Source organism: Streptomyces sp. 7N604 (assembly GCF_052245475.1).
In the GTDB taxonomy this organism is placed as follows: Bacteria; Actinomycetota; Actinomycetes; order Streptomycetales; family Streptomycetaceae; genus Streptomyces.
In genome coordinates, this window is sequence record NZ_JBQQBX010000023.1 from 119381 (window position 1) to 136370 (window position 16990).

The 16990-nt window shown below is 72.8% G+C and carries 13 protein-coding genes and 1 pseudogene; 9 read left to right on the plus strand and 5 right to left on the minus strand.

The genetic code is table 11. From position 1 onward, the window contains the following. Positions 1-113 precede the first annotated feature (113 nt). The 3 genes and pseudogenes from ACTWP8_RS25070 to ACTWP8_RS25080 form a co-directional block, all read left to right on the plus strand. Entirely contained in the window at positions 114-1574 is a 1461-nt protein-coding gene (locus ACTWP8_RS25070; protein ID WP_443324380.1) for an NCS2 family permease, read from the plus strand. Between the two features lie 43 nt (positions 1575-1617). Continuing rightward, the gene (locus ACTWP8_RS25075; RefSeq protein ID WP_443324418.1) at positions 1618-2796 is read left to right on the plus strand and encodes an XdhC family protein; all 1179 of its coding nucleotides are present in this window, start codon (positions 1618-1620) and stop codon (positions 2794-2796) included. A 76-nt stretch (positions 2797-2872) separates the two neighbouring features. After that, positions 2873-3220 (plus strand): annotated as a pseudogene (locus ACTWP8_RS25080) (helix-turn-helix domain-containing protein); the annotation flags it as partial. A gap of 15 nt (positions 3221-3235) precedes the next feature. Here ACTWP8_RS25080 and ACTWP8_RS25085 read toward each other — a convergent pair. After that, positions 3236-4045, minus strand: coding sequence for a GntR family transcriptional regulator (locus tag ACTWP8_RS25085; protein WP_443324419.1), 810 nt, complete (start codon positions 4043-4045; stop codon positions 3236-3238). Positions 4046-4661: 616 nt separating this feature from the next. Between ACTWP8_RS25085 and ACTWP8_RS25090 the strand changes: the two genes are divergently transcribed. Together ACTWP8_RS25090 and ACTWP8_RS25095 are read left to right on the plus strand one after the other, a co-directional pair. Beyond that, positions 4662-5495: a (2Fe-2S)-binding protein gene (locus ACTWP8_RS25090; RefSeq protein WP_443324381.1), complete on the plus strand. Its 834-nt coding sequence runs from the start codon at positions 4662-4664 to the stop codon at positions 5493-5495. 223 nt (positions 5496-5718) lie between these two features. Next, positions 5719-6807 carry a DUF2637 domain-containing protein gene (locus tag ACTWP8_RS25095; protein ID WP_443324382.1) on the plus strand — a complete coding sequence of 363 codons (1089 nt, stop codon included), beginning with the start codon at positions 5719-5721 and terminating at the stop codon, positions 6805-6807. A gap of 40 nt (positions 6808-6847) precedes the next feature. Here ACTWP8_RS25095 and ACTWP8_RS25100 read toward each other — a convergent pair whose 3' ends face one another. From ACTWP8_RS25100 to ACTWP8_RS25110, 3 genes are all read right to left on the minus strand, one after another. Further along, the gene (locus tag ACTWP8_RS25100; RefSeq protein ID WP_443324383.1) at positions 6848-7312 is read right to left on the minus strand and encodes an ATP-binding protein; all 465 of its coding nucleotides are present in this window, start codon (positions 7310-7312) and stop codon (positions 6848-6850) included. Between the two features lie 259 nt (positions 7313-7571). Next, the gene (locus ACTWP8_RS25105) at positions 7572-9314 is read right to left on the minus strand and encodes a pyruvate dehydrogenase (protein WP_443324384.1); all 1743 of its coding nucleotides are present in this window, start codon (positions 9312-9314) and stop codon (positions 7572-7574) included. Positions 9315-9414: 100 nt separating this feature from the next. Continuing rightward, positions 9415-11055 carry a protein phosphatase 2C domain-containing protein gene (locus ACTWP8_RS25110; RefSeq protein WP_443324385.1) on the minus strand — a complete coding sequence of 547 codons (1641 nt, stop codon included), beginning with the start codon at positions 11053-11055 and terminating at the stop codon, positions 9415-9417. Between the two features lie 332 nt (positions 11056-11387). Between ACTWP8_RS25110 and ACTWP8_RS25115 the strand changes: the two genes are divergently transcribed. The 3 genes from ACTWP8_RS25115 to ACTWP8_RS25125 all read left to right on the plus strand — a co-directional run bounded on the left by ACTWP8_RS25115 (position 11388) and on the right by ACTWP8_RS25125 (position 13490). After that, positions 11388-12392, plus strand: a complete 1005-nt coding sequence (locus ACTWP8_RS25115; protein ID WP_443324386.1) for a helix-turn-helix domain-containing protein — start codon at positions 11388-11390, stop codon at positions 12390-12392. A 94-nt stretch (positions 12393-12486) separates the two neighbouring features. After that, positions 12487-12969, plus strand: coding sequence for a DUF456 domain-containing protein (locus ACTWP8_RS25120; protein ID WP_443324387.1), 483 nt, complete (start codon positions 12487-12489; stop codon positions 12967-12969). A 152-nt stretch (positions 12970-13121) separates the two neighbouring features. Further along, entirely contained in the window at positions 13122-13490 is a 369-nt protein-coding gene (locus tag ACTWP8_RS25125; RefSeq protein WP_443324388.1) for a PPOX class F420-dependent oxidoreductase, read from the plus strand. Positions 13491-13546: 56 nt separating this feature from the next. Here ACTWP8_RS25125 and rsgA read toward each other — a convergent pair whose 3' ends face one another. Continuing rightward, the gene (gene rsgA / locus ACTWP8_RS25130) at positions 13547-14674 is read right to left on the minus strand and encodes a ribosome small subunit-dependent GTPase A (protein ID WP_443324389.1); all 1128 of its coding nucleotides are present in this window, start codon (positions 14672-14674) and stop codon (positions 13547-13549) included. Between the two features lie 675 nt (positions 14675-15349). Here rsgA and ACTWP8_RS25135 point away from each other — a divergent pair. Continuing rightward, positions 15350-16945 (plus strand): ABC transporter substrate-binding protein, encoded by a 1596-nt coding sequence (locus ACTWP8_RS25135; RefSeq protein ID WP_443324420.1) that lies wholly within the window; start codon positions 15350-15352, stop codon positions 16943-16945. Positions 16946-16990: the final 45 nt, after the last annotated feature.

A 16990-nucleotide genomic window follows, 5' to 3' on the forward strand; every position in this document is an offset into this window, starting at 1 on the left:
CGCGGTACCCCGTTCGTCTCGGGCCGTTCCCCCGGGTCGTGCAGCCAACTCAACATCCCAAATCCCGCGGCAGCCCCCCGCGGGTGCCCCTATGAACCTTGGGAGCAGGCATCATGACCCAGTCGTCAGTACAGCCGAGGACCTCGGCGGAGGAGGCGGGCCCAGGCTCGCGTCCGCCGGCCGGCCGGTCCTGGCTCGACCGGTACTTCCACATCTCCGACAGAGGATCCACGGTCGCGCGTGAGGTGCGCGGCGGCATCACCACCTTCATGGCGATGGCGTACATCCTTCTGCTCAACCCGCTGCTGCTGGGCGGTGAGGACGTCGCGGGCAACACCCTCAGCCGCACCGGTCTGATCACGGCCACCGCGCTCGCCGCCGCCTTCACGACGCTGCTCATGGGCTTCGTCGGCAAGGTGCCGCTCGCCCTCGCCGCCGGGCTCAGCGTTTCCGGCGTGATCTCCTCGCAAGTCGCGCCCAACATGACGTGGCCGCAGGCCATGGGCATGTGCGTGATCTACGGCGTCGTCATCATGCTCCTGGTCGTGACCGGGCTCCGCGAGCTCATCATGAACGCGATCCCGCTGGCGCTGAAGCACGCGATCACTATCGGCATCGGCATGTTCATCGCGCTGATCGGCCTGGTGAAGGCCGGCTTTGTGCAGATGAACAACGAGTCGGCGCCCGTGATCCTCGGAGCGGGCGGCGAGCTGGCCGGCTGGCCCGTGCTGATCTTCTGCGTCACGCTGCTGCTGATCTTCATGATGCAGGCCCGCAACATCCCCGGCGCGATCCTCATCGGCATCGCCATCGGCACGGTCATCGCGGTCGTGGTCAACGCGGTCGGCGGTCTCGACGCGAAGGCGTGGGGCGGCGCGCCGCCGGAGCTCGACGGCGGTGCCGTGTCCAGCCCCGACTTCTCCCTCTTCGGGCAGGTCGAGTTCGGAGGCTGGGGCTCGATCGGCGCGATGACCGTCGGCATGATCGTCTTCACGCTCGTGCTGGCCGGGTTCTTCGACGCGATGGCCACCATCATCGGCGTCGGCACCGAGGCCGAACTGGCGGACTCCCAGGGGCGGATGCCGGGCCTCAGCAAGGCGCTGTTCATCGACGGCGCGGGCGGCGCGGTCGGCGGCCTCTCGGGCGCCTCGGGCCAGACCGTGTTCATCGAGTCGGCGACGGGCGTCGGCGAGGGCGCCCGTACGGGTCTGTCGAGCGTGGTCACCGGGCTGTTCTTCGCGGCCTGCCTGTTCTTCACCCCGCTCACCCAGATCGTGCCAGGTCAGGTCGCGGCCGCCGCGCTGGTCGTCATCGGCGCGATGATGATGCAGAACGCCAAGCACGTGGACTGGAGCGACCGCTCCGTGGCCATCCCGGTCTTCCTGACCGTGGCCCTGATGCCGTTCACGTACTCCATCACCGCCGGGGTCGGCGCGGGCGTCATCGCCTACACCGCCATCAAGGCGGCCCAGGGCAGGTGGCGCGAGCCCGGCGCCTTCATGTGGGTGCTGACCGGCGTCTTCCTCGTCTACTTCGCCCTCAACCCGATCGAGCACCTGCTGGGCGTCAAGTAGCGCCCCCGTGCTCTCCACGCACACTGAAGGAGAGGTGATCGCCGTGCTGGACATCGCGGATGAGCTGCACCGGTGGTGCGAGCAGGGACGCGACTTCGCCGTGGCCACCGTGGTGGCGACGAGCGGCAGCGCGCCCCGGCAGCCCGGTGCCGCCCTGGCGGTCGACAGCGACGGCACGGCGATCGGCTCCGTCTCCGGCGGGTGCGTGGAGGGCGCGGTCTACGAGCTGTGCCGGAGCGCCCTCGAGACCGGCGACCGCGTCCTCGAACACTTCGGCTACAGCGACGAGGACGCCTTCGCCGTCGGTCTGACCTGCGGCGGCGTCATCGACATCCTCGTCACCCCGGTACGGAACGGGGAACGGGCGGACGGCTCCCCGGTGGACGGCACCGACCGGGAGACGCTCGCCGCCGCCGTGGCAGCCGCCGCCCGCGGGGAAGCGGCGGCGGTCGCGCGCATCGTCGAGGGCCCGGCCGTACTGTTGGGCCGCGCCCTGCTCGTACGGCCCGACGGGTCGTACGCGGGTTCGCTGGGCGGCCGCCCCGAGCTGGACCGTACGGCGGCGGGCGAGGCACGCGCGCTGCTGGACGCCGGCCGCACGGAGACCGTCGGGATCGGCGCCGAGGGCAGCCGCTGCGGGCAGCCGGTCATGCTGCTCGTCGAATCGTCCGTTGCTCCACCCCGCATGATCGTCTTCGGGGCGGTCGACTTCGCCTCGGCCCTGGTCCGGGTCGGCAAGTTCCTGGGCCACCACGTCACGGTCTGCGACGCCCGCCCCGTCTTCGCCACCGCGCGCCGCTTCCCCGAGGCCGACGAGGTCGTCGTCGACTGGCCCCACCGCTACCTCGATTCCCAGGAGCTGGACGGCCGTACGGTGCTGTGCGTCCTCACGCACGACGCGAAATTCGACGTCCCGCTGCTGGAACGCGCCCTGAAGCTCCCGGTCGCCTACGTCGGAGCCATGGGCTCCCGCCGCACCCACCTCGACCGGCTCCAGCGCCTCCGCGACGCCGGCGTCACCGAGCTCGAACTGGCCCGGCTGCGCTCCCCGATCGGCCTCGACCTCGGCGCGCGTACGCCCGAGGAGACGGCTCTGTCGATCGCCGCCGAGATCGTCGCCGACCGCCGCGGCGGCACCGGCGCCCCCCTGACGGGCGCCCACACCCCGATCCACCACGACACGGCGGGGACGCCTACGGGGCGGATCGGGTCGGTGGCGTGACGGAGGCGCGGGCACGGGCACGGGCCTGCCGACACCTGACAACGAGAGCGATCCCGGTGGCATGATCCACTGCGGGGTCGGCGAGCCGCCCATGGCGTACCTCGCGGGCCGGCGGCCGGCCCTGGCCGCCGATCTGCTGCGCGAACGGGACGCGACGGTCGGCGCGGTGGCCCGGCAGGTGGGATACGGGAGCTCCTTCCCGCTCAGCACCGCGTTCAAGCGGGTACGCGGCGTCAGCCCGCAGCAGTACCGGGCCGCTGCGGGGCTGATGACTCCCGGCACCGGCACCGCGGCGACGCTCATCCCCTGCCGCGATCCGGACGGGAATGACCCGACCGGCCCACGGTTGCGGGCAGTTGTGGGCCGTGCTGGTGCCACGGCGCACACGTTTCCTGCTCTCGGCAGGTTGCAGACCGCGCGGTGATCCGCCGGTCGCGGACTAGCCGGTGCGGCCGGCGCCGGCGAAGTGCTCGCGTACGAGCTGCTCGACGACCACCAGGTCCTGCGCGGCAAGGGCGTCGAGCAGGGCGTTGTGCTCGGCGGCGTCGGCGAGCAGGTCGGCGGCTCGCACGATCGTCCCGTCGTCGGCGGGACCTTGCGCGCGCCGGTGCAAGTCGTCGCCCAGAAGGGAGAGTTGGCGGTTGCCCGCGAGTGCGAGGAGGGCGTGGTGGAAGGCTCGGTCGACCTCCGCGTAGGCGGCGCGGTCGCCGCGGGCGGCGGCCGCGACGGTGTCCGCGGCGAGCGGGCGGAGCTCGTCCCAGCGCTCACGCGGCACGGTGCGGGCCAGTCCGACCATCACGGGCACCTCGATCAGCGCCCGGATCTCGGCCAGTTCGGCGAGGTCGCGCGCGGTGCGGCGGGCGACCCGGAAGCCGCGGTTGGGTACGACCTCGACGGCGCCCTCGCAGGCGAGTTGCTGCATCGCCTCGCGCACGGGGGTCGGGGAGACGCCGAACCGCTGGGCGAGCGCGGGCGCGGAGTACACCTCGCCCGCAGCCAGCTCCCCGCTGACGAGCGAGCAGCGCAGCGCGTCGAGGACCTGGCCGCGTACGGAGTGCCGCCGCGGAAGCTTGCGCGCAGCGGGCGGCTCCCCATCGGTCGCCGCGGCGGCCCGCCGCGGCCGCGCCGTGGGGTCACTGCCAGCGGCCCCCTCCGGCGCACTGTGACCATGCTCACTCCGCACGGCGTCACGCGGCCGGAGGCCATCGGGCGCGGCAGAACTCCGCCGCGAGCCGTCGGCCCCGTCCAGGCGAGCGCTGCCCGGCGCCCCGGCGCTCGCCCGCAGCCGCTCGGCTCCGGACGCGGACCGGGAAGCGGTCCCTCCGGGCCCGTCCGCCCCGGCGCCGTCCCGCCGACGCCCCTCGGACGCGGCCGTGGCCTGCCGGGAGACTTCCGGCACGGAGGCCCCCCGCGCAGCCTCCGGCCGAAGGCCGGGGGACGCGAAGGCGATCCGTCGAGACCCCGCAGCCGCGGAGGCGCCGGGGCCGGACTCGGCAGCCACCGCCTCCGCCACCGCACCCGACCCGGCTGGGGAGCGCACCGCGGGAGCGGTGACACCAGGACCCGACTGGCCGGCCGCCGCCCGCGTCGATGCCTCGGGGGCCTCGTACGGGCGCGCGGGCCCGCCCTGTGCGGGGGCGGGCGTGCCTCGCGTTCGTGCGGGCGTGGAGGGCGGCGGCTGTGCGGGCACGCGCGCCGGCGGGCGCGGCGCAGCCGCGTCCGTCTCCGCTCCGGCCTGCTCCATGCGTGCCCTCCCTGAAGGTTCCCCAGAACGATAGGGGCCCCCTGCCGCAGATCAAACCTCGATCGCATTCGGGTAAGGTAAGGCTTACCTGCAAACGATCGCGTGATTCGGTGGTCCCTGCATGTCCCTCGCACCGGCCGTACCGGCCCTTGCCTCCTCGCCCGTCGCCGCGGCCTACGCCCGGCTGGCCGAGGTGTTCCCCGGACTGCGCGTGACCGAGGAGCCCCCGCGCTTCGGCGGCGGCTGGGTCGCGGCGACCGAACTCGCCGCCGGTGGCCCGGCCCTCGACACGTTCCTGGCCTGGGACAACGCGCAGGTGCTGCGGGACTACAGGCAGCAGGCCCGCCCCGATGTCATCGCCAGCTTCGGACTGCACCGCTACGCCTGGCCCGCCTGCCTACTGATCACCGTCCCGTGGTTCCTGCTGCGCCGTGTCCCTCGGATCCCGGTCGGCCAGGTGTCCTTCCAGCGCACCCTGGGCCGGATGACCGTGCGGATACGGGAGTTCGCATGTCTGCCGGACGATCCGGCGGCCGCGCTCCCGTACGCCCGTGTCGTACCGGACGAGCGGGCCCTGCGGGCCGAGGTGCGCGAGGCGGTGGCCGAGCACCTCGGCCCCGTTCTCGATGGCTTCCGGCCGCGGATGCGGCGCGGCCCGCGCGCCCTGTGGGGCATGGCGACGGACGAGATCGTCGAAGGCCTGTGGTACGTCGGCCATCTGCTCGGCGAGGAGCGGCGCGCGGTGGCCGAACTGCAGCGCCTGCTGCCGGGCTCCACCACGCCGTACGTCGGCGGTTCGGCGTTCCGCGAGCTGACGGGCCCTGACGGCCAGGCGCTGCCGACCCGCGACCGGGCGAGCTGCTGCCTCTTCTACACGCTGCGTCCCGAGGACACCTGCGTGACCTGCCCGCGCACCTGCGACGCGGACCGCATCGCACGGCTCACCGCAAGCTGATTCCAGCCGAACCACCCGGCCGAGTGGTGCGATCCGAACGCAACTCCCTTTACTGACACGGGAGTTCGACTTTTTTCACCCTATTCGCATGCCCCTCGCCGGTATTGGGCCGAAACCCCTTGGGGCAAGGCTGGTTTCCGCCAAGATGACGGCCGTCGAGTGGCGCGCGGCGTCCGCACTCGACACCGCAAGAGCGTGACGGAAGCGAGGCAAGGGGCCCCAGATGAGACTTACCGAGATATCGCTGAACTGGCTGCTTCCGGGCATGGTGCTGCTCGTCGGCATGCTGGTGGCGGTGGTGGTCCTCACCCGCGGCCGCCGCGCCGGGGAGGACGCCGCTGCCGCGGACTCCTGGGAGCGCAGCGAGGAGCGCAGACGGCGCAAGGAAGCCGTCTACGGCTCCGCCTCCTACGTGCTGCTGTTCTGCTGCGCGGCCGTCGCCGCCGCCCTCTCCTTCCACGGACTCGTCGGCTTCGGACAGCAGAACCTCAACCTCTCCGGGGGCTGGGAGTACCTGGTCCCCTTCGGCCTCGACGGTGCGGCGATGTTCTGCTCCGTGCTGGCCGTCCGCGAGGCGAGCCACGGTGACGCGGCGCTCGGCTCGCGCCTGCTGGTATGGACGTTCGCGGGCGCGGCGGCCTGGTTCAACTGGGTGCACGCGCCGCGCGGCCTCGACCACGCGGGCGCCCCGCACTTCTTCGCCGGCATGTCCCTCTCCGCCGCGGTGCTGTTCGACCGGGCGCTGAAGCAGACCCGCAGGGCGGCGCTCCGCGAGCAGGGGCTCGTACCCCGGCCGCTGCCGCAGATCCGCGTCGTCCGCTGGCTGCGGGCGCCCCGCGAGACCTTCGCGGCGTGGTCGCTGATGCTGCTCGAGGGCGTACGGAGTCTGGACGAGGCGGTGGACGAGGTGCGCGAGGACCGGCGGCAGAAGGAGCAGAGCCGGATGCGCAGGCGCGACCAGGAGAAGCTGGAGCGGGCGCAGATCAGGGCGCTCAACCGGCAGCACCGGATGTGGGGCCGCCGGTTCGGCCGCCAGGTGGACGCCGCGGGCCTTCCGGTGGCCTCCGCGACGCAGGTCGGCGCGGAACCCGCCGCAGCGGAGCAGGGAGGACCGCTGCCCATACGCTCCCGCCCGGCGCTGGAGGCCGCGGGCGCGAACAGCGGTGACCCCGACTCGGGCGGTGGCAGACGGGACCGGTCGCAGGAGCGGCCGCTGACCGTCGACCTCACCGCCGAGGACGACACCCTGACGATCCCCCGGCTCGACTCCCTCGAGCGGAAGCTCAAGGACCTGGAGCAGCAGTTCGGCTGAGCGCGGGAACGGCGGACCGGCCCCGTCGTACCGGCGCAGGTCAGGCCGGTCCGCCGCCCAGCTCGAACCACACGACTTTCCCCGCCCCCAGCGGCCGTACGCCCCAGGCGTCGGCCAGCGACTGAACGAGCATCAGGCCCCTGCCGCCGGTCCCCTCTCCGTCCGGCCTCCGCAGCACCGGGCGGCGGGCGACGAAGTCCCTGACCTCCACCCGGAGCCGGTACGCGGACGGCACGCGCGAAGGGGCCTGGGCGACCGTGCCCCGGCCGCCGGACCCGCGCCCACCGACCAGGGTCGCCGTCACCTCCGCGTCCCGGTCGGTGTGGATCAGTGCGTTGGTGACCAGCTCGCTGGTGAGCAGCTCGGCTATGTCGGCCTGGTCACTCCCGCCCCATGAGCGCCTGCTGAGCAGGTCTCTCAGCGCCTCTCGCACATCGGCGACCGCTGTCAGATCCGCCTTCCGCAGGCGCTTGTTCAATACGGAATCCCCGCGCTGCGCAGCCATCTCCCCCGCCCCCGTAAGCCATCCTGGTCGATCTGTTCGTACTGGCTCACGCTGATGCATGCCCAGGGCCGCGCACGGCAAAGCCCGGCACCGCCGGGAGAACGGTGCCGGGCCTCAGGGGAGGACGGTCGCGCGGGTCACCCGCTGCACAACAGTCGACAATCGGAACATCCCGCGCAGAGTCGGCGGGCATGCCACGCGCGCGTGCCTTCCACTCGTACGGCGCAGCCCGCCGCATGTCCCCGCAGTCGGCGGACCGTCACGGCCGCGGCACGTTCCGCAGGTTGGAGCGGGCCATCTGGACCATCCGGCCGACGCCGCCGTCCAGCACGATCTTGCTCGCGGAGAGCGCGAAGCCCGTCACCATCTCCGCCCTGATCTTCGGCGGGATGGACAGCGCGTTGGGGTCGGTGACGACGTCCACCAGCGCGGGGCCCTTGTGCTTGAAGGCGTCCCGGAGCGCGCCCTGCAGCTCCTTCGGCTTCTCCACCCGCACCCCGTACGCCCCGGCCGCCCCCGCGATCGCCGCGAAGTCCGGGTTTTGGTTGGTCGTGCCGTACGAGGGGAGGCCGGAGACCATCATCTCCAGCTCGACCATGCCCATCGCCGAGTTGTTGAAGACCACGACCTTCACCGGCAGCTCGTACTGCACCAGGGTCAGGAACTCGCCCAGGAGCATGGTGAGGCCGCCGTCCCCGGACATCGCGACGACCTGGCGCTTCCGGTCGAGGAACTGCGCCCCGATCGCCTGCGGGAGCGCGTTCGCCATCGAGCCGTGGGTGAAGGAGCCGATGACGCGGCGGCGGCCGTTGGGGGTGAGGTAGCGGGCCGCCCAGACGTTGTTCATCCCGGTGTCGACCGTGAACACGGCGTCCGGGTCCGCCTCCTCGTCCAGCACGGAGGCCACGTACTCGGGGTGGATCGGGGTGTGCTTCTCGACCTTGCGGGTGTAGGCCCTGACGACCCCTTCGAGCGCGTCCGCGTGCTTCTTCAGCATCGTGTCGAGGAACCGCCGGTCCGTCTTGACCCGCACCTTCGGGGTCAGGCAGCGCAGCGTCTCGCGGACGTCGCCCCACACCGCGAGGTCGAGCTTGGAGCGCCGGCCGAGGTGCTCGGGCCGCACGTCCACCTGAACGATCTTCACGTCGTCCGGCAGGAAGGCGCCGTACGGGAAGTCGGTGCCCAGCAGCATCAGCAGATCGCACTCGTTGGTCGCCTCGTACGCGGCGCCGTACCCGAGCAGGCCGCTCATCCCGACGTCGTAGGGGTTGTCGAACTGGATCCACTCCTTGCCGCGCAGCGCATGGCCCACCGGGGACTTCACGCGCTCGGCGAACGCCATGACCTCGTCGTGCGCGCCCGCCGTACCGCTTCCGCAGAAGAGCGTGACTCGCTCCGCCTCGTCCACCATCCGGGCGAGCTCGTCGATCTCAGCGTCGCCCGGCCGTACGGTCGGGCGCGAGGTCACCAGCGCGTGCTCCTCGGCCCGCTCCGGCGCGGGCTGAGCGGCGATGTCGCCGGGCAGGGCGACGACGCTGACGCCGCCGCGGCCCACGGCGTGCTGCACGGCCGTCTGCAACACCCTCGGCATCTGGCGAGGGCTGGAGATCAGCTCGCAGTAGTGGCTGCACTCCCGGAACAGCTGGTCGGGGTGGGTCTCCTGGAAGTAGCCGGAGCCGATCTCGCTGCTGGGGATGTGCGAGGCGAGGGCGAGCACCGGGGCCATCGAACGGTGCGCGTCGTACAGGCCGTTGATGAGGTGCAGGTTGCCCGGGCCGCACGATCCCGCGCAGGCCGCGAGCCGACCGGTGAGCTGCGCCTCGGCCCCGGCCGCGAAGGCCGCACACTCCTCGTGGCGGACCTGGATCCAGTCGATGGCGGAGTTCCGGCGGATGGCGTCCACGATGGGGTTGAGGCTGTCGCCGACGACGCCGTAGAGCCGCCGCACACCGGCTCGTACGAGGATGTCGACGAACTGCTCCGCCACGCTCTGCTTGGCCATGGGTGCGCACCCCTTCGGGGTCAAGGTCGGTCGGGCTTCCCTCCCCTCCCGACCATCAACCCACGGTCCGGGCGCTCCCGCCTCCTGGCCGCGGTCCTGATTACGCCTCCCAGACGGCGGCGGCCGTACGGTCGTCGGCGTATCCGGTGACGCGCAGCTGCACGTCGGCGAGGAAGGCCGCGAGGCCGGGCGGAGCGGCGCACGCCCACCGGCCGGCGAGGATCCCGGCGAGCTCGGGCTCGTCGCGCAGCGGTTCCGCGAGGCCCGCGCTGCAGAGCAGCAGGGTGTCACCGGGGCGGGCGACGGAGGCCCGGAACAGGAAGGGTTCAGCGGGCGGCTCGGGGCTCGGCTCGGGGCTCTGCGCGGCGGCGGAGGATGGCGCGGCGGGGGCTTCGGGCGCGCCGGGGGACCGTACGCCGAGGCCGACGGTGGGCGCGTCGCCGGTGTGCCGGTCGGCGGTTTGCAGGTCGGCGGCCGGGGGCGCGGCGCCGTAGCCGACGACGGGCGCGCCGCCGCCCGGCTCGGTGGCGGCGGGCTCGAGGTCCTGCCAGACCCCGTCCCGTAGCCGGAAGAGGCCGCCCCCGCCGACACCGAAGAAGACGCGCGTACGGCACGCGGGGTCGGCCGGGAGCAGCAGGCAGCGGAGGGCGGCGGTGTACTCGGCCGGGTCCAGGCCGAGTTCGGTCGCGCGGGCGCGCAGGCGCCCGTAGGCGCGGTCGGTGAGCCGGTGCAGGCCGGACTTGAGCGCGCCGCGTCGGCCGGCGCGGATGTCCTCGGCGAGGCGGGCGTGGCTGTGGCCTGCGGCTGTGCCGACCCAGCGGCAGATTTCGGCCGCGGCGCGGCGCGCGCCGTGGCCGGCGGCCCGGGCCCCGCAGGCCACGGCGACCAGCAGCAGCGCGCCGTCGCCGGTCCCGAACCGCGCGGTGACCAGCGCGTCCCGGCGCGGCTCGCCGCGGTAGCGCCCCGAGTCGCCGCGCAGCGACGCGGCGCGCAGCACGAGTGATCCGTACCGGGCGCCGTCGAGAACGGTGTCCGGGGCGAGGTCGCCGATGCCATCGGGGTCGGCGAGCGGCAACGCGATCGGCTCGGCCTCGTACGTCGGCGCCCGCCGCCCGACGAACTCCGCCTCCGCGGGAGGCCGGGGGCCGTCACTCACGACCCCGCCGGTCCGCCCCGGGTCGGCATCGCCGGGGCCGGGCCCGTTGTCATCGCGCGGGAGCGTGCGGGGGTCGTCGTTACGCTCGCCCGGCGCCGGGGGCGCCTCCCAGGGTGCACGCGCACGTGGCACGGACCGCGGGGCGGGCGTCGGTTCCTCGGCCGGGGCTCGGTCCGCGCCCGGCTCGGGATCCAGGCCCGACCGACCATCGCCCGGGACCGGCGGGCGCGGGGCCGGCGGGCGCGGGGCCGGGCGGCCGCGGGGTGGCCAGGTGGGCTCGGGCCATTCCTCGGGGGCCGGGCCCGGTGGGGAGGAGTCGAGGGTGGGGGGTGCGCTCTGCCACCACTCGCCCTCCTCCGCGGCTCGTTGCGGCAGATCCGGCGCGGTACGGCCGGGCGGCGACCCGCCCGGCGGCGACCCTCCCGGCGACGACCGGCCCGCCGAGGCGACCGCCCGGGACGCCGAGTCGAAGCGGTCGTCCAGGGAGTCCGCGGCGCCCGCGGGCCCCGTGTCCGGCTTCTCCTCGTCGTACAACTCCCGCCACCAGTCGTCCTCGTGGCCGCGCCGCGCCCCCTGCTGACTCATGCCCTTATTGTCCACCTCTCCGCCCTTCCGGAAACGCGCAAGGCAAGGCTGGAACGGAAGAGTCGGAGCGGAGGAGCTGGAAGCAGGATCCGGAACAGAGGAGCGGGCGTGACAGGCCGTCACCTCCTTGGGCGGCGCCTCAAGCGCTCCGGGTATTGGCCTGTACCACGGTGCCGACACCTTGGCAGAGTGGCAGGTCGTGCCGGGATGATGTCCGGCGGCGGGTTTGCGCCGTGGCTCATATCCGCCACCGCCGGTCGCCACCGCAGCGGCGTCGTCGCGTGACGAGGCGTCGGGGGAACCAGGGGAGCCAGGGGAGTCAGGGGAGTCGGATGCTGAGCGCGATCGGTCTTGACGAGGTTCAGGAGTCTGCGTACCGCACGCTGGTCGCGCTCGGCGCAGCCGAGGTCTCCGACCTCGCGCACCGCCTGACGCTGCGCGAGGAGGAGGCCGTACGCACCCTGCGCCGGCTCGAACGGCGCGGCCTGGCCGCCCAGTCCTCCGCCCGCCCGGGCCGCTGGGTGGCGGCCCCGCCCGCCGTCGCGCTCGGCGCGCTGCTGACCCAGCAGCGCCACGAGCTGGAGCAGGCGGAGCTCGCGGCGGCGCTGCTCGCCCAGGAGTACCGGGCCGAGGCCGCCGAGCCCGCCGTGCACGACCTGGTCGAGGTCGTGACGGGCTCGAGCGCCGTCGCGCACCGCTTCCTCCAGCTGCAGCTCGGCGCGTCCCGGGAGGTCTGCGCCCTGGTCACGGGCAGCCCGACCACGGTCACGGGCGCGGAGAACGACGCCGAGGAGCGGGCCGCGACCCGCGGTGTCCGCTACCGCGTGGTGATCGAGCGCGACGTGCTGTCCGGACCCTCCGGGATCACCGAGCTGACGGCGGCGCTCGGCCGTGACGAGCAGGTACGGGTGGTCGACCGGGTACCGACGAAGCTCGTGGTCGCGGACAGCACGCTCGCGATGGTCCCGCTGACGCGCAGGACCTCGGAGCCCGCCGCCGTGGTCGTGCACGCCAGCGGGCTGCTGGAGTCGCTGATGGGCCTGTTCGAGAGCGTGTGGCGGGACGCGCTGCCGCTGCGCCTGGGCACGGGCGGCGCACCGTACGAGGACAGGCCCGAGGGACCGGACGGCACCGACCTGGAGATCCTTTCGCTGCTGCTGGCCGGGCTGACCGACGCGAGCGTCGCCAAGCAGCTCGACCTCGGGCTGCGCACGGTGCAGCGCAGGGTGAAGCGGCTGATGGAGCTGACCGGGGTGTCGACGCGGCTGCAGCTGGGCTGGCACGCGTACGAGCTGGGCTGGGTCGCCCGGGAGGACCGCAGAGCCGGGCGGCTCTGACCTCGCGGCCCCGCCCCTGGCAGGCCGTACCGACCCTGCCCAGCCCGCCCCGCGCCGGGAAGCGCGGCCCGTCACCTTCCGGCACCCTGGGCCCATGGGGACCTGGCAACTGGTCGCGGTCGGACTGGTCATGCTGCTCGGCCTCTTCGGCGTGCTGGTCCCCGGCGTGCCGGGGCCGCCGGTCGTCTGGTCGGGGGTGCTGTGGTGGGCGCTCACCGAGAAGTCCGGGCTCGCCTGGTGGGTGCTGATGGGGTCGACGGCCGTCCTGCTGCTCAACCAGGCGCTCAAGTGGCTGGTCCCCGCCCGCCGGATGAAGGAGGCCGGGATCCCCTGGCAGACCCTCTACATCGGCGGGGCGGCCGGGATCGCTGGGTTCTTTCTGGTGCCGGTGGTGGGCGCGGTCATCGGCTTCGTGGGGGGCCTCTACGGCGCCGAGCGGGTGCGGCTCGGCAGCCACGACAACGCCTGGGGGTCGACGCGGACGGCGATGCGGGCGATCGGCCTCGCTGTGCTGATCGAGCTCTTCGCGTGCCTGCTCGTGGTGGGGGCGTGGACCGGCGCGGTGCTCGCGCGGTGACCTCGGGGTGACGGTTGCCGAATGACGGCCAGGTCCGTGCACTACAGATCGAAAGGACGCGGCCTTTCGGCCGTCCGTAGGCTCTCCGGCCCAGGTCCGAACCAGGCCGCACCTCCGATGCGGAGGAGCTGTCCCGGTGTGATGCTGGCGGCATGACGGAATTCAGCGAAGCCGAGCGCGAGTACCTGAAGAGCCAGCCCCTGGGGCGGATGGCCACCGTGGATCCGCAGGGGCAGCCTCAGGCCAACCCGGTCGGATTCTTCCCGCAGGACGACGGGACGATCCTGGTCGGCGGCATGGCGCTGGCCCAGTCCAAGAAGTGGCGCAATCTGCAGCAGAACCCGAAGGTCGCGCTGGTCGTCGACGACGTCGCGAGCGTCAAGCCGTGGGTCGTGCGCGGAGTGGACATCCGCGGTGAGGCGGAGCTGCTGCCCAACCGGCACGACCTCGGCACGTTCGTCAGCGAGCAGGTCATCCGCATCCACCCGCGGAAGATCATCAGCTGGGGCCTGGAGGAGTAGGTCCCCCGGCCGCGGGCCGGGCCGGAAGGACCGCGGCCCGAGCCCGCCGGACCGTCTCAGCGCCGCGTCCCCCGCTTGCGCTCGCCCATGTGCCGCCCCAGGGCCTGCTTCTGCTTCCAGTCCCGGCGGAGTTCCGCGCGCAGCCGGGCGTCCGTACGGGCGGCGAGCCGCTCGTTCTCACGCTGCAGCTTGCGGTAGCTCTCCAGCCGGCGCTCCGGCAGCTCGCCGCCCTCGACGGCCCCGAGCACGCCGCACCCGGGCTCGACGGTGTGCGAGCAGTCGTGGAAGCGGCACCGCCGCGCCAGCGCCTCGATCTCGGCGAAGACCTGGGTGACGCCGCTCTCGGCGTCCCACAGCCCGACGCCGCGCAGGCCCGGCGTATCGATGAGCACGCCGCCTCCGGGCAGCGGCAGCAGATCGCGGGTGGTCGTCGTGTGCCGTCCCTTGCCGTCGCTGTCGCGGGTGGCTCGGACTGCCTGGACCTCGGCGCCCAACAGGGCATTGGCGAGGGTGGACTTGCCCGCGCCCGACTGGCCCAGCAGCACGGCCGTACCCCCGCCGAGGACTGCTGCGAGCACGTCCATGCCCTGCCCGCTCTCCGCGCTGACCGCCAGCACATCGACGCCGGGCGCGGCCGCCTCCGTATCCGCGACGAGATACGAGAGTCCGGCCGGGTCCGGTACGAGATCGGCCATGGTGAGGACGACCATCGGCCGCGCTCCGCTCTCCCAGGCCAGGGCCAGGAAGCGCTCGACGCGGCCGAGGTCGAGCTCGGCCGCGAGCGAGACGGCGATGACGGCGTGGTCGACGTTGGCGGCGAGGACCTGGCCCTCGGACCGCTTGGAGGAGGTGGACCGGACGAACGCGGTACGGCGCGGCAGCAGCGCCCGCACGACCCGCCGACCGGCGTCGAGCGCCACCCAGTCGCCGGTGCACGCGATCCGCATGGGGTCGGGGGACCACACGGGCGCGGTCTCCGCCTGCACGGTCACGGTGCCCTCGCTGTCCGTGCCGCCGCCGTCCGTTCCCTGCGTACTGGCCGTGACGACATCGCAACGGCCGCGGTCGACCCGCACGATCCGGCCGGGCAGCAGGCCCGCGGCGGCGTGCGGAGTGAAGTCTGCGTCGAACCCGTCGTCCCAGCCGTAGGGGGCGAGCGGGTGCGAAGCGGTGAGGTCGTTCAACGGGATGGACCCTTCGAGGGGGTGGTCCCGGGGTGACGAGAGCCGTCGGCCAGAGAGCCGTAGACGGAAGACGCCGCCCGCAGAAGGCCGACGTCGGTCAGCCGGAGACCACGGGGGTGGGAATGATGGACTTCTGGATGCGGGCAGCGCCCATCGCAACGACAGTCATCGGTCCTCACCTCCCGCTCTCACTCGCGCGGCCGCGCGCCCCATACGGCGTCCGGCGCCCTGAACGGCGCTCACCTTAGCCGCCGTTCACCCGCAGCCGCCAACGCTTTTCCCGGCCGCCCCCGATGCCCCGGGCGCGCACCTGCGGTTGCCTGGCCTATGACCTGCGTCACATCGCGCTGCCACGTCTCCTAATCGACATCCGGCGCAGCCGCCGCGCCGGCCACGGGCTGGACCATCGGCGCGGCGCTCCCCGTGCCGGGGGCCGAGCCCAGTGCGCCGGCACAGAGGAGGTGCCGTCGGTCCACACGTCGCCGCACCCGGCTGTACGTCGGGTCAGTACGGCGTCTACGGTATGGGCTCGGATCCGCACTCCTCAGGATCCGAGGAGCAGCTTCCCCAACTTCCTCCCCAAAACGGGAAATTGGCGGCGGCGAAGCGGGCGCCCACTCCCCCCACGGTGCCGACCGCACCGGCAGGCGAACGGAAAGTGTGAAGAACGTGCAGTTGAGGATACGTCGCCAGTGGCTGGCAGGCTCGATCGGAGCAGGCGTCGTCGCCGGGCTGCTCACGGGGTGCGGTGCGGGTGACGGCGAGGCCGGCGGCTCGGGAGCTTCCGTGGTCCTGGGGACGACCGACCAGGTACAGGCCCTCGACCCGGCGTCGGGCTACAACATCGGCTCCTGGCTGGTGTTCAACAACGTTTTCCAGACGCTGATCAGCTTTCCGCACGGCGCGAACACCCCCCGGCCGGAGGCCGCCAAGAGCTGTTCCTTCACGGACGGCAACAGCACCGTCTACCGCTGCGTGCTGAAGGACGGGCTGAAGTTCAGCAACGGCAACGACTTCACCTCCGAGGACGTGGCGTACTCCTTCAAGCGCACGCTCAGGATCAACGACCCCAAGGGTCCGTCGTATCTCCTGCAGTCCATCAAGGACGTCACGACCCCGGACGAGAAGACCGTCGTCTTCCGCCTCAAGACCTCCGACGCCACCTTCCCCATGAAGATCGCCTCGAGTGCGGGCGCGATCGTCGACCACCGTGAGTACCCCGAGAACAAGCTGCGCACGGACGGCAAGGTCGTCGGCTCCGGCGTGTACCGGCTGGACTCGATCGACGACAAAGAGGCGGTCTTCTCCGTCAACGAGGAGTACCAGGGCGAGGCCGACGTCCAGAACTCCGGCATGACGATGAAGTTCTTCAAGGGCGACCCGGCTGCTCTCAAGAGAGCTGTGCAGAAGGGCACCGTGGATCTCGCCTACCGCGGACTCGCGGCGAAGGACATCCAGGAGCTGGAGGCCGCGACGACCGCCGACCGGCGGGGCGTGGAGGTCGTCGACGGCGCCAGCGCCGAGGTGATGCACATGGTGTTCAACATGCGCGACCCGATCGCCGGGAAGCTCGCGGTGCGCAAGGCCATCGCGTATCTCGTCGACCGCCAGGCCCTGGTGCGCGATGTGTACCGGCGTACGGCCAAGCCGCTGTACTCGGTGATCCCCGCCGGGATCACCGGCCACAAAACGCCCTTCTTCGACAAGTACGGCGACCGGCCGCAGCGCGACAAGGCGAAGGCGGCGCTCCGCGAGGAGGGCATCTCCGGCAAGGTCCGGCTGACGCTGTGGGCCACCCCCATCCGCTTCGGGCCCGGCACCGTGCCCGCGGTCAAGGAGCTCGCCCAGCAGCTCAACGCCAGCGGGCTCTTCGACGCCCAGGTCAAGAGCGTGAGCCTCGACGAGTACGAGAAGGGCATCGCCTCCGGGAGCTACGGCGTCTACGTCAAGGGCTGGGTGCCCGACTACCCGGACCCGGATATCTTCATCTCGCCGTTCTTCAGCAGGAACAACGTCATCTCCAACAACTACGTGTCGAAACGCATCGTCGACAAGCTCATCCCGGCGACCGTGGCCCAGCCCGACCGGCTGGTGACCGCCGGGAAGTTCGCGGAGATCCAGTCCATCGTCGCCGACGACCTGCCGGTGCTGCCGCTGTGGCAGGGCAAGCAGTACGCGGTCGCCCGGGACAACGTCTTCGGGATCGCGTGGAGCCTCGACGCCTCGACGGTTCCCCGCTTCTGGGAGATCAGCAAGTCCCAGGAGGACTGACGGGGCCGCGCCGGGGACGTCCGGCCTGGACGGACGGAGGGACGG

What these genes read in the sequence shown, in the direction of transcription:
- ACTWP8_RS25070 (WP_443324380.1), top strand. Translation starts at nt 114, where the DNA reads ATGACCCAGTCGTCAGTACAGCCGAGGACCTCGGCGGAGGAGGCGGGC.
- ACTWP8_RS25090 (WP_443324381.1), top strand. Translation starts at nt 4,662, where the DNA reads ATGTCCCTCGCACCGGCCGTACCGGCCCTTGCCTCCTCGCCCGTCGCC.
- ACTWP8_RS25095 (WP_443324382.1), top strand. Translation starts at nt 5,719, where the DNA reads ATGAGACTTACCGAGATATCGCTGAACTGGCTGCTTCCGGGCATGGTG.
- ACTWP8_RS25100 (WP_443324383.1), bottom strand. Translation starts at nt 7,312, where the DNA reads ATGGCTGCGCAGCGCGGGGATTCCGTATTGAACAAGCGCCTGCGGAAG.
- ACTWP8_RS25105 (WP_443324384.1), bottom strand. Translation starts at nt 9,314, where the DNA reads ATGGCCAAGCAGAGCGTGGCGGAGCAGTTCGTCGACATCCTCGTACGA.
- ACTWP8_RS25110 (WP_443324385.1), bottom strand. Translation starts at nt 11,055, where the DNA reads ATGAGTCAGCAGGGGGCGCGGCGCGGCCACGAGGACGACTGGTGGCGG.
- ACTWP8_RS25115 (WP_443324386.1), top strand. Translation starts at nt 11,388, where the DNA reads ATGCTGAGCGCGATCGGTCTTGACGAGGTTCAGGAGTCTGCGTACCGC.
- ACTWP8_RS25120 (WP_443324387.1), top strand. Translation starts at nt 12,487, where the DNA reads ATGGGGACCTGGCAACTGGTCGCGGTCGGACTGGTCATGCTGCTCGGC.
- ACTWP8_RS25125 (WP_443324388.1), top strand. Translation starts at nt 13,122, where the DNA reads ATGACGGAATTCAGCGAAGCCGAGCGCGAGTACCTGAAGAGCCAGCCC.